This is a genomic window from Pleomorphomonas sp. T1.2MG-36, from assembly GCF_950100655.1.
Taxonomy (GTDB): domain Bacteria; phylum Pseudomonadota; class Alphaproteobacteria; order Rhizobiales; family Pleomorphomonadaceae; genus Pleomorphomonas.
On the sequence record NZ_CATNLY010000001.1, the window covers coordinates 108,997 to 120,681 of the forward strand.

Annotated in this window: 9 protein-coding genes; all 9 read right to left on the reverse strand. The window is 66.0% G+C overall.

The window, feature by feature from the left end:
• Window positions 1-11 precede the first annotated feature (11 nt).
• The 9 genes from QQZ18_RS00525 to hypF all read right to left on the reverse strand — a co-directional run bounded on the left by QQZ18_RS00525 (window position 12) and on the right by hypF (window position 11,684).
• The gene (locus QQZ18_RS00525) at window positions 12-1,574 is read right to left on the reverse strand and encodes a hydrogenase large subunit (RefSeq protein ID WP_284537326.1); all 1,563 of its coding nucleotides are present in this window, start codon (window positions 1,572-1,574) and stop codon (window positions 12-14) included.
• 4 nt (window positions 1,575-1,578) lie between these two features.
• On the reverse strand, window positions 1,579-3,048 hold the full coding sequence (locus QQZ18_RS00530) for a hydrogenase 4 subunit F (protein ID WP_284537327.1): 1,470 nt from the start codon (window positions 3,046-3,048) through the stop codon (window positions 1,579-1,581).
• Window positions 3,045-3,707, reverse strand: coding sequence for a hydrogenase-4 component E (locus tag QQZ18_RS00535; protein ID WP_284537328.1), 663 nt, complete (start codon window positions 3,705-3,707; stop codon window positions 3,045-3,047). Before QQZ18_RS00535 ends, QQZ18_RS00530 begins: the two co-directional genes overlap by 4 nt.
• A complete protein-coding gene (locus QQZ18_RS00540) occupies window positions 3,707-4,660 on the reverse strand; it encodes a respiratory chain complex I subunit 1 family protein (protein ID WP_284537329.1) in 954 nt (317 codons plus the stop codon). The genes QQZ18_RS00535 and QQZ18_RS00540 overlap by 1 nt, the downstream gene beginning before the upstream one ends.
• Entirely contained in the window at window positions 4,651-6,669 is a 2,019-nt protein-coding gene (gene hyfB, locus QQZ18_RS00545; protein WP_284537330.1) for a hydrogenase 4 subunit B, read from the reverse strand. The genes QQZ18_RS00540 and hyfB overlap by 10 nt, the downstream gene beginning before the upstream one ends.
• A 310-nt stretch (window positions 6,670-6,979) precedes the next feature.
• On the reverse strand, window positions 6,980-8,026 hold the full coding sequence (gene hypE / locus QQZ18_RS00550) for a hydrogenase expression/formation protein HypE (protein ID WP_284537331.1): 1,047 nt from the start codon (window positions 8,024-8,026) through the stop codon (window positions 6,980-6,982).
• Window positions 8,023-9,177 carry a hydrogenase formation protein HypD gene (hypD, locus tag QQZ18_RS00555; protein ID WP_284537332.1) on the reverse strand — a complete coding sequence of 385 codons (1,155 nt, stop codon included), beginning with the start codon at window positions 9,175-9,177 and terminating at the stop codon, window positions 8,023-8,025. Before hypD ends, hypE begins: the two co-directional genes overlap by 4 nt.
• Window positions 9,174-9,416, reverse strand: coding sequence for a HypC/HybG/HupF family hydrogenase formation chaperone (locus QQZ18_RS00560; RefSeq protein WP_284537333.1), 243 nt, complete (start codon window positions 9,414-9,416; stop codon window positions 9,174-9,176). The genes hypD and QQZ18_RS00560 overlap by 4 nt, the downstream gene beginning before the upstream one ends.
• 3 nt (window positions 9,417-9,419) lie before the next feature.
• Window positions 9,420-11,684 carry a carbamoyltransferase HypF gene (gene hypF / locus QQZ18_RS00565; protein WP_284538736.1) on the reverse strand — a complete coding sequence of 755 codons (2,265 nt, stop codon included), beginning with the start codon at window positions 11,682-11,684 and terminating at the stop codon, window positions 9,420-9,422.
• Window position 11,685: the final 1 nt, after the last annotated feature.

Below are 11,685 nucleotides of genomic sequence, written 5' to 3' on the forward strand. Positions count from 1 at the left end.
GGTCATCCGTCTCAAAGATCGTGGCCGGAATAGGAACAGTTGAACGACTTGTTGCAGAGCGGAAAGTCCGCGACGATGTCGCCCTTGATCGCTGCCTCCAGAAGCGGCCACTGGAAGACCGACGGGTCGCGCACGGTTCCTCTCAGCACGCGCCCCGTCTCGTCCGTTCTGAGCCAGACCAGTATGTCGCCACGGAAGCCTTCGATCATCGCAAGCCCCTCGGTCGTACCATCGCGCGGCTCATTGGCCAGGCCGCCGGCCTGGGGCACCCGGCGCTCTCGCAACGCTGGCGCCAACGGGTAGGCGATCGGGCCGGGCGGCAGTCGGTCGAGGATCTGTTCGATCAGCTCAAGGCTCTCGTAGACTTCGTCGATGCGCACCCAAATGCGGCTGTCGACGTCCCCGTTCTCCCGTTTGACCATCTTGAAGTCGAGATCGCCATAAGGCGGATAGCCCGGTGCCTTGCGAGCGTCGAACGCCCGGCCCGAAGCCCGGCCGACCGGTCCACCGGCGCCGAAACGACGGGCGAGATCGGCCGACAGGCGGCCCGTCGAGACGGTTCGGTTCTGCAACGAAGCCGTGTTGTCGTAGAGCTCCACCAGACGAGGAAAGCGCTGGCGAATGTGGGCGGTCAGCGCCTTGATCGGCCCGGACTCATGAAGATCCGACGTGACGCCGCCGGGAACGATGCGGTCCATCATCAGCCTATGGCCGAAGACGGCCTTGGCCGCGCGCAGCACCTCCTCGCGCAGCATGCCGCAATGGGCGAGCATCAGCGCAAAGGCGGCGTCGTTGCAGATGCCGCCGATGTCGCCGAGGTGGTTGGCAAGCCGTTCGAGCTCGGCCATCAGCGCGCGCAACCAGATCGCCCTCTGTGGCACCCCGACGCCCAGGGCCGCCTCCGCTGCCCGCGCGAAGGCAAGGGAGTAGGCGACCGTGCTGTCGCCCGAAACGCGAGCGACCACCTTGGCCGCCGCCTCCAGCGTCGTGTCGGTCAGCAGTCCCTCGATTCCCTTGTGAACGTAACCGAGCCGTTCCTCCAGGCGCACGACGATCTCGCCGTTGGCCGAAAAGCGGAAATGGCCGGGCTCGATGATGCCGGCGTGCACCGGACCTACGGCGATCTGGTGCAAGGGCGGACCCTCGGCTTTCAGGAATGCGTAGGGGGCGCCGTCGGATGGGGCAGGGGTGCCCGCGCCAAGTGGGGCACGAACGCCCCAGCGGTCGTGATCGAGCCAGCGCCGATCGTCCGGCATGCCCTCGGGAACGAGGCCGTAAAGATCGACGATCGCCCGCTCGAGACGTTGGGCTGGCGGGTGAGTGAGGCCGACCGACGGAAAGCGGCCCTCGGGCGCGGCAAGACTCAGCACCATGAGCGCGCCGTCGTCGTCGTCAAGCAGGGCCATGTGTATGGCCCCCGGTTCGGCCCAGAGGCCGGAAAGCGTCGCGTTGCCGGCGGCGATCGCCAGTGTTGCCTGGCGCCAGGTGTCGGCGTCGACGGCGATGCGCGGCCAGGGCTTCTGCTCTTCGATGGTCAGAGCAGCGTTGAGAAGGGCAGTGCGGAGCGTGCTCATGGTCTCACCCCAGCATTCGGGCAACGTTCTGGAACCAGGCGACAAGCGGTCCCGGCAAGTAGAGGCCGGCGATCAGCACCAGAACGAGGTGAATGATGAGCGGCAGCATCGACGGTCGCCGGCCGGCGTTGACGACGCTGGGCGACGGCTTGCCGAAGGCGATGCCGGTCAATCGCCAGATGAGGGCTCCAAAGGCCAGCAGCAAACCCACCACCAGCGGTATGGCAAGCAGGGGCTCGCGGGCAAACGTCGAGCTGACGAGGAGGAACTCGCTGGTGAAGATGCCCATGGGCGGCAGGCCGGCGATGGCGGCGACGCCAACGACGAGACTCCACCCCAGCGTCGGATGGCTTTCGGTAAGCCCCCTGATATCGGCGATCTTCTGCGTTCCCTTGACCTGCGCCACCTGACCGACGGCAAAGAAAATGGCCGATTTGGTCAGCGAGTGCATGGTCATGTGCAGGAGACCGGCGAAATTGGCGAGCGGTCCACCCATGCCGAAAGCGAAGGCGATGAGGCCCATATGCTCGATCGACGAGTAGGCGAACAGGCGCTTGATGTCGCGCCGCAGGTACAGCATGAAGGCCGCGAAGATCAGCGACACGAGGCCGAGCGAAACGAGAAGCGGTCCCGGCGCCACGGCGAACGGATTGGCGGCGAGCAGCATCTTGAAGCGCAGGAGCGCGTAGAGCGCCACGTTGAGCAGCAGGCCGGACAGGACCGCCGAGATCGGCGTCGGACCCTCGGCATGCGCATCCGGCAGCCAGGCATGCAGAGGCGCGAGGCCGACCTTGGTCCCATAGCCGAGCATGAGGAACACGAAGGCGACGTTCAGAAGTTCGGGGCTGAACGAAGAGGCATTGGCGATCAGCGTCGTCCACACCATGGCATCGTGGCCTTCGCCGATGACCGGTCTGGCAGCCATGTAGATCAGGATGGTTCCGAACAGGGCCAGCGCGATGCCCACCGACCCCAGGATGAAGTATTTCCAGGCCGCTTCCAGCGCCGCCTGCGTGCGGTATAGGCCGACCATGAGAACGGTGGTCAGCGTTGCGAGTTCGACGGCCACCCACATCAGACCGACGTTGTTGGCCGTCAGCCCGAGATTCATCGAGAAGGACAGCGCTTGATACATGCCGTGGTAGAAGCGGATGTAGCCGGGCTTCAGCCGGCCTATCTCGATCTCGTGGCCGATGTAGCTTGCCGAGAAGATCGATGTCGTGAAGCCGACGAAGGTCCCAAGCACGATGAACACGACGTTGAGATCGTCGACGAACAGGATGCTGACGGTCGGGTCGGGGCGCTCGACGAGCAGCGTCAACGCGAACAGGAAGGTGATGCCCGATGCCAGCATGTTGACGCGGGCGCCGAGCTTGTACTGAGGGATCAGCGCCAGAAGCACGGCGGCGATGCCGGGCACCACGAGCACGGCATCGATCGGAGCGAAGGGGAGCAAGTGGAGAAAGGCGGTCATTCCCGACCCTCCCGGAAGTCGTCGAGGGCCTGAGTGTCGATGGTATCGAAGCGCTCGCGGATGCGGAACAGGAACACGCCGATGACGATGAAGGCGACCAACACCGAAAAGGCGACGGAGATCTCGACCACGAGCGGCATGCCGCGAGCGCCGGTCGCGGCCAGTACCAGGCCGTTTTCAAGGCTCATGAAGCCGACGATCTGACTGATGGCGTTCTGGCGCGTCACCATCATCAGCAGGCCGAGCAAAATTACCGAGAGCGCGAGCGCCAGATCCTCGCGGGCGATGGGATCGGCTTCGGCGGCGGCCGGCAGCATGACGACCATGGCGAGCGCCACGAGGCCGATGCCCATCAGCATGGTGAGGCCGATGCCGCCCACCGTCTCGATATCGCGGTGCACGCCAAGGCGCAGCACCATGCGATGAAGCGCGACCGGAATGATGATCGCCTTGAGGATCAGCGCGATGGCCGCTGTGACGAACAGATGCGGCGCCGCCTGGACATAGGCCTGCCAGGCGACGGAGAGCGACAGCACCACCGCATGCGCGGCGAACACGTTGAGAAGGCCGAGGATACGGTTCTGATAGAGCATCATGAAGCTCACCAGCACCATGCCTCCGGCCAGAAGATGCGCAGCATCGAGGGAAAAGCGTTCCATCAGAAGCTCCGCGAAACGAACAGCAACAGAGTGCCGAGCAAGCCGAGCATCAGCGCGCCGCCGACGAACTCCGGTACGCGGAACACCCGCATCTTGGCGATTGCCGTCTCGAACACCACCATCAGGAAGCCGCCGACCGCAAGCTTTCCGACCCAGGTGACACCGCCGATTGCCATTCCAATCAGGCCATCGTCCTGGCGCGCCATGCCCCAAGGCGCAAAGATGCAGGCGATCAGCGAGATGTAGAGCAGCAGCTTCAGTGCCGAGGCGAGTTCGATCACCGCGAGGTGGCGACCCGAATACTCCAGCACCATGGCCTCATGCACCATGGTCAACTCAAGGTGGGTCGCCGGGTTGTCGACCGGTATGCGCGCATTCTCCGTCAGCGCCACGATGATCAGACCGATCAAGGCAAGGCCCAGCGAGACGCGCAGCGTGCTGTGGTTGACCATGAAGGCCGCCACCGTCGAAAGCTGGGTCGACCCGGCCACCAGCGCTACCGTGAACACGATCATGATCATCGCCGGCTCGGCCAGCGTCGAGAACAGCATCTCGCGGCTTGAGCCTATGCCGCCGAAGGAGGTGCCGATATCCATGCCGGCGAGCGCCAGGAAGAAGCGGGCCGACCCGAGAAGCGCGGTGATGGCGATCAGATCGGCCGCCCAGGAGAAATGCAGACCGGAGGCGAAGGTCGGCACCAGGGCCGCCGCGACCCAGGTGGTGGCGAAGATCAGATAAGGCGCGTTGCGAAACAGCCAGGAGGCATTGTCGGCCAGCACCGCTTCCTTGCGCACAAGGCGCAGGAGGTCGCGATAGGGCTGCAGGATCGACGGCCCCTGTCGGCGGAGGAGACGCGCCTTCACCTTGCGGGTGAAACCGACGAGCCCCGGAGCAAGCGCCAGCACCAGCACCATCTGGATGCCCTGAACGAGGATGGCGAGGATCAGGCCCATGTTGCCACCAGCACGAGAAGGAGGACCAGCGCTGCGAAAACCAGGCTGAGGTAGCTGCGGATGGTCAGGAACTGCAAGACGTTGAGCCGTTCCGCGGCGTAGAGCACGGCTCCTTCGAGGGGGGCGTAGATGAACTCCCAGACGAGATCGCGCAGCGACAAGGTCAGGCGAGCCGGCTCCATGTCGCCCGGCAGAGGCATGGACAGATCGGTCTTGGCCCGGAAGGCGATCGGGCCGAACACCCTGCGGATCGGTTGGGCGAAACTGTCGGCCGTGTATTGCGTCACCGGTGACGGATCGGGAAAGCCGCAGTCCCAAGGTGGCGCCCGGCGTACGGCGCGCGAGGCGAAGTTGTGGATGACGCGGATCGCCGCCCAGCTCGCCATCAGGATGAAGAAGAACACCAGGAAACCGGAGTACGAGCTGCGGCTCTCGGAAATCGGAATGATCGAGAAGTGAGGCAGGATGGGCTGCTTCGGCATGGCGCCGCCCACCAGAAACTGCGACACCGGCGAGAGGGCATCCAGGAACGGGCCCGGGAAGACGCCGGCGACAAGACAGAGGGCCATCAGCGCATACATCGCCCGGATCTGCCAGCGGCCGACCTCGTGGGCCGTTTCGGCAGCCGGCGAACGCGGTCGGCTCAGGAAGGTTATGCCAAAGGCGCGCACGAAGCAGGCGGCGGCAAGTGCGGCGGCGAGCGCCAGCATGGCGCCCGAGGCGGGAACCAGAAAGCGCAGCGCCCATTGCGGCAGATCGGGACTGAGCAGGATCGCCTGCAGGATCAGCCATTCCGAGACGAAGCCGTTGAGCGGCGGCAGGGCCGAAATGGCGAGGCAGCCGCCGAGAAAAAGATAGGCCGTCTCCGGCATGCGATGAACGAGGCCGCCCAGCTTTTCGATGTCGCGCTCACCGGCGCCGGTCAGCACGTTGCCGGCTCCGAAGAACAGCAGGCTCTTGAATAGCGAGTGATTGAAAGCATGGAAGATCGAGGCCGTCACGGCAAGCGCCGCCGCGCCATCCATGTCGTTGGTCTTGAAAGCCAGCCCCAGCCCCAGGCCGATGAAGATGATGCCGATGTTTTCGACCGTCGAGTAGGCGAGAAGTCGTTTGAGATCACGCTGCAAGACGGCGTGCAGCACGCCGAGCACGGCCGACCCCGCCCCCAGGATCAGCACGATCACTGCCCACCACCAAGCCGGCTCGCCGGCAAGGTCGAACACGACGCGGATGAAGCCGTAGATGGCCACCTTGGTCATGACGCCCGACATCAGCGCCGACACATGACTCGGTGCGGCCGGATGGGCGAGCGGAAGCCAGACATGCAACGGAACGAGGCCGGCCTTGGAGCCGGCTCCCAGCAACATCAGCACCAGCACCAGCCCGGAAAGCCAGGGGACATGCTCGGCGCTACGCATGGCCGAGAAGACATAGTCGCCGTCCGGGCCGGCCAAGAGGCCGAACGCGAGCAACAGCATCAGCGTGCCGAATGACGCCATGAGCAGGTAGACATAGCCGGCCCGGCGGTTCTCCGCATCGTGATGATGCGCCATGACCAGCGCCCATGAACTGAGCGACATGAACTCCCAAGCCACCAGGAAACCGAAGGCATCCGCCGAGAGCACCACGAGGTTCATGCCGGCGAGGAAGGCCGGATAGAAGGGCAGCACGCGGCCCGGCTCCGCCTCGTGGGCGCCGTAGCCGATGGCATAGAACGAGGCGACCAAGGCGCCGAAGTCGACGATGACCAGGAAGGCGGCACTGAGCGGATCGAGGGCGAAATGCGCGCCGATCCACGGCAGGCCGACCGGCAGATGGACAGAACCTTGGAAGGCGCTGCCGCCGAGGAGGGCCAGAAGGCCGCATACAAGCAAGACGGCGGCGAGAACGAAACTCGCGCCGTAGACGATGGGGGTCGCCCAGGACATGCGCCGGGCGATGATGACCGGCGCAACCACGGCGACGCCGGCTAGACCGGCGACACTCAAAAGGGCCGCTACGATCGGCATGGTTACTTTCGTTCCCCGAACGGGTTTCCGGCCGCCTTTGGCGGCTCCGTGAGATCAACGTGCCAGAGTGCTTGCGCACCTGCTCGTCGAGGCGCCTGTCGACGCCGGCGAACCCGCTCCAAATGATGCGGGAACCGCATTCCCGCCCCGATCGGTATCGGCAACGGAAGAGGCGGCGGTCATTGAAGACTCAAAGGATGACGGAGAGCATATCGGGTCGCCGACGCCGCGGGAATTGTTTGTTGGTATTCAATCCATTCAGTTGGGCCGATGCCTCCGGGCTGTTGCACGGATGTCGCGACGCCGCGTCTCAGCAAATGCGCGGCAGCTGTTCTCCGGCCAGCCAGTCGACGATGCGGCCTCCGCCGAAACCCGTGGTCATCTGCACGAAGCGCTGATCGTCCTCCACCGTCTCGCCGATGATGGCCGCGTCCACGCCGAGCGGGTGTGCCCGCATCGCTTCCACCAGCCTTTCGGCGGCTTCGGCCGCCACCACGGCAACGAGCTTGCCCTCGTTGGCGACGTTGAGCGGGTCGAGCCCCAACAGTTCGCAGACGGCGGCGACCTGCCGCTTGATCGGAATGCGATCCTCGACGATGCGGAAGCCGACACCCGACTGGTGGGCCAGCTCGTTGAGCGTCGCGGCGAGGCCGCCGCGCGTCGGGTCTCGCATCAATCGAAGCTGAGGCCCGGCTGCTGCGACCATCGTCTCGACAAGGCCGTTGAGCGCCGCGCTGTCCGACAGGATTTCCGTTTCGAAGGTAAGGTTTTCGCGGCTCGACATGATGGCGACGCCGTGATCGCCCATCGAACCGGAAACGATCACCTTGTCGCCCGGTCTGGCCCGGTCTCCGGACAGCACGAGACCATCAGGTACTGCGCCGACGCCGGCCGTCGAGATGAAGACGCCGTCCGCCTTGCCGCGCTCCACCACCTTGGTGTCGCCGGTGACGATCATCACGCCGGCCGCCTTGGCTGCCGCGCCCATGGATTCGGCGATGCGCTTCAGATCGCCGAGGGGGAAGCCTTCCTCGATGATGTAGCTCGCAGAGAGGTAGAGCGGTTTCGCGCCAGCCATCGCCAGGTCGTTGACGGTGCCGTGGACGGCCAGCGAACCGATGTCGCCACCGGGGAAGAAGATCGGCGACACCACATAGCCGTCGGTCGTCATCACCATGCGACCGCCCGACGGCGTCGGGAAGCTTGCCTGATCGTTGCCCTGGTCGAGCAGCTTGTTGCCGAAGGCATCCTTGAAGATCGAGGAAATCAGCTCGGCCATGGCTCGGCCGCCGGCGCCGTGGCTCATGTCGACCCGACCTGCCTTCAGGTCGAGTTTGCGGCGGAAGGTCTTGGTCATGCGCTTCTCCGGAGGTCCGCATCGGTCTGGCGCGTGCGGAAGCGTCCATAGGTCCAATGGGCGGCGCAGGCGCCCTCCGACGACACCATGCAGGCGCCGGTTGGCGTTTCCGGGGTGCAGACGGTACCGAACAGGCGGCAGTCCGCCGGCTTCTTCTGCCCGCGCAGGATGGCGCCGCATTCGCAGGCCGGATTGTCCTCGGCCGGCTGCGTCTCGATGGCGAAGCGCTTTTCGGCATCGTAGAAGGCGAAGGCGTCGCGCAGCTTCAGCGCGCTCCTCGGCACCGCGCCGAGCCCGCGCCATTCGAAGCTATCGCGCAGCTCGAACACTTTGTCGCAGAGGTCGATGGCGACGCGGTTGCCGTCCGCGCGGACGGCGCGGATATATTGGTTCTCCACCTCGGCCCGCTGCTCGTTGACCTGACGGACCAGCATCAGGATCGCGTACATGACATCAAGCGGTTCGAACCCGGCGATGACCACCGGTTTGCGATAGTCCCGCGCAAACACTTGGTAGGGATCCATGCCGATGATGGTCGAGACATGCGATGGGCCGACGAAGCCTTCGATGGCGATCGGCGGTTCATCCGGCGTCGGCGGCATGTCGAGAATGGCCCGCATGGCGACCGGCGTCAGCACGTGATTGCAATAGATCGAGAAGTTCTTGAGGCCCTTGGCCTCGGCGGTCTTCAGCGCCACCGCCGTCGGCGGCGTGGTCGTCTCGAAGCCGATGGCGAAGAACACCACCTGCCGCTCGGGATTGGCCTCGGCGATGCGGATGGCGTCGAGCGAGGAGTAGACCATGCGGATGTCGGCGCCCGCCGCCTTGGCCTTCATCAGGCTGAGGCCGCCGGAGGCCGGCACGCGCATCAGGTCGGCATAGGTGCAGAGCGTCACCTCCGGCCGCTTGGCGAGACGGATGGCGTCGTCGATGCGGCCGATCGGCAACACGCACACGGGGCAACCCGGACCATGGATCATGCGCACGTTGGCCGGCAGCAGATCCTCGATGCCGTAGCGCGAGATGGCGTGGGTATGGCCGCCGCAAAACTCCATCAAGGCGTAGGAGCGGTTCGGTCGCACTTCGGCGGCGATGGCCGCCGCGATGTCGCGCGCCTTGTCGCCGTCGCGATATTCGTCGACGTATTTCATCGGACACCTCCGGCGGCGAGCGCCACGCCACGCGCCTCATCGAGCAGATCGAGGGTGCGCCGCGCCTCGTCGGGGTCGACCTTGGACAGCGCGTAGCCGACGTGAACAATGACGTAGTCGCCGACGGCGACGTTCTTCACCAGCGCCGTGGAGATGGGCATCGACACGCCATCGAGGCTGATCTTGGCCATGTTGTCGGGCAGAAGCTCGGTGACGAGGGCGGGAACGGCAAGGCACATGGGTCAGATCTCCGAGAAGGCTCGGCGGGCGAGAACGGCCTGCCCGAAGGAAAGGCCGCCATCGTTGGCCGGCAGGCGCCGGGCGAGGAGGGGGGTGAGGTTGGATTGGGTGAGCGCTGCCGAAAGACCTTCGGCCAAAATGCGGTTCATCAGACAGCCGCCGCCGAGCGCGATCGCCGTGAGGCCGGTGGCGGCAGCGCCATGGCAGGCGAGGGCGGCGAAGCCTTCGATCAGGGTGCCGTGGAACAGCGATGCTCCGGCGCGGGCATCGGGGCGTGCATGAACAAAATGGGCAAGAAGCGGCGAGAAGGACAGGACACCGTCGTTCAGGGTGAAACCGCCGGCCAGGGCGACCGGCTCGTCGACCAGCGCCTCCAGTTCCATCGCCGCCTGTCCCTCGTAGTCCTGCACGGACCGGACGCCGAGCAGCGCCGCCGCCGCATCGAACAACCGGCCGAGCGAAGTCGTTGAAAGACGGTCGGCGCCTGAGGCGACGCGATCGGCAACGGGACCGGCGAGCGGTCGATCCGGGAAAAGAATCGGCGCGAGGTCGGCCCGCCCGAGAGTGGCCAGGGCACCGGCCCCCATCCGCCACGGCTCGCGGGCGGCCCGATCGCCGCCGGGCAGCGGCAGCGGGGCGAGATGGCCGAGGCGGCGGTGCGCCGCACCATCGACCGCGAGCAACTCGCCGCCCCAGGCCCCGCCATCATCCCCAAGGCCATGGCCATCGAGGGCAAGGCCGAGCGAAGCCTTGGCAAGTCCGGCTTCGGCTGCCACGGCCACCACATGCGCTGCGTGGTGCTGCACGCGGATGACGGGCAACCCGAACTCCTCGGCCATCTGGCTGGAGCGGTAGTCGGGATGGAGATCCGAAGCGATCAGCTCCGGCTTAACGCCGACGATGTCGGTGAGGTGGGCGATGGTCTCGCGGTAGAACTTCAACGTCTCGGCGGTGTCGAGGTCGCCGACATGCTGGGAGACGAAAGCCTCGCGGCCGCGCGTCAGCGTCACCGTGGACTTGAGGTGCGCGCCAAGGGCCAGTGTTGCCGGCCCGTCTTCACTGAGCGGAATTGGTTCGGGGACATAGCCGCGCGCGCGGCGCAGGAACGACGAAGCCCCGGCGATGATCTGGGTTACGCTGTCGTCGGCGCGCACGACGATGGCGCGGTCGTGGGTGACGATCAGGTCGGCGATGCCGGCAAGACGTCGCGTTGCGTCCTCGTCGTCCACCACCAGCGGTTCTCCGCCGGGATTGGCCGAGGTGGCGACCAGCACGACGTCGTTGGCAGCGTGCGGATCGTGTCCGGCGAACTCGTGACCGGCCAGCGCTGCGAACAGCAGGTGGTGCACCGGTGCGTAGGCCAGCATGACGCCGACGCGGGACAGCCCGGGCGAGACGGCCGGCGCCAATACGTCGGGTTTCGCGCGCATCAGCACGATCGGCCGGGCGGTCGACGAACAGAGTGCCAGTTCTTCGGCTGAAGCTTCGGCGACGGCCGGGATGGAGGCGACATTGGCTACCATCAGCGCGAACGGCTTGAACTCGCGCGCCTTCCTGGCCCGAAGCGCCACTACCGCTTCGGCATTTCGGCCGTCGCAGACGAGATGGAACCCGCCGATGCCCTTCAGCGCCACGATGCGGCCGGCGCGGATGGCCGAGGCGATCTCGGCAAAGGAATGGCTGAGCTTCGGTCCGCAGGCCGGACAGGCGACCGGTTCGGCATGAAACCGCCTGTCGCGCACATCCGTGTAGGCAGTCGCGCAATCCGGGCACATCGGGAAAGGGGCCATCGACGTCTGCCGACGGTCGTAGGGCAGGCGGCGGGTGATGGTGTAGCGCGGCCCGCAGTGGGTGCAGTTGACGAAGGGGTAGGCGAAGTAGCGGCTCGTCGGGTCGAAGAGTTCGGCAAGGCAAGCGTCGCAGGTGGCCGCGTCGGCCACGATACGCGTCATCGTCTCGCCGTCGAGGCTCTCCCTGATGACGAACTCGGTGCCGCCCGTCACCGGCATGGTCTCACGATGGACCGTGTCGATGCGGGCAAGCGGCGGCGCTTCCGAACTCAGGCGCCGCGCAAACTCCTCGACGCGCGCACCCTCCACTTCGATGGTGACGCCATCCGCCCCATTGCGGACATACCCGGTCAGGCCGCACTCCGTCGCCAGCCGATGCACGAAAGGCCGCATGCCCACGCCCTGCACGGCGCCGTTCACCTTGATGAAAAGGCGTGCAGCAGAGGCAAAGGCGTCGGGAGTGGGCACGGCGGTCATC

Coding starts and splice junctions, on each gene's coding strand:
- QQZ18_RS00560 (WP_284537333.1), bottom strand. CDS start 9,416: ATGTGCCTTGCCGTTCCCGCCCTCGTCACCGAGCTTCTGCCCGACAAC.
- QQZ18_RS00535 (WP_284537328.1), bottom strand. CDS start 3,707: ATGGAACGCTTTTCCCTCGATGCTGCGCATCTTCTGGCCGGAGGCATG.
- hypF (WP_284538736.1), bottom strand. CDS start 11,684: ATGACCGCCGTGCCCACTCCCGACGCCTTTGCCTCTGCTGCACGCCTT.
- QQZ18_RS00525 (WP_284537326.1), bottom strand. CDS start 1,574: ATGAGCACGCTCCGCACTGCCCTTCTCAACGCTGCTCTGACCATCGAA.
- hypE (WP_284537331.1), bottom strand. CDS start 8,026: ATGACCAAGACCTTCCGCCGCAAACTCGACCTGAAGGCAGGTCGGGTC.
- QQZ18_RS00540 (WP_284537329.1), bottom strand. CDS start 4,660: ATGGGCCTGATCCTCGCCATCCTCGTTCAGGGCATCCAGATGGTGCTG.
- hypD (WP_284537332.1), bottom strand. CDS start 9,177: ATGAAATACGTCGACGAATATCGCGACGGCGACAAGGCGCGCGACATC.
- QQZ18_RS00530 (WP_284537327.1), bottom strand. CDS start 3,048: ATGACCGCCTTTCTCCACTTGCTCCCCTTCGCTCCGATCGATGCCGTG.
- hyfB (WP_284537330.1), bottom strand. CDS start 6,669: ATGCCGATCGTAGCGGCCCTTTTGAGTGTCGCCGGTCTAGCCGGCGTC.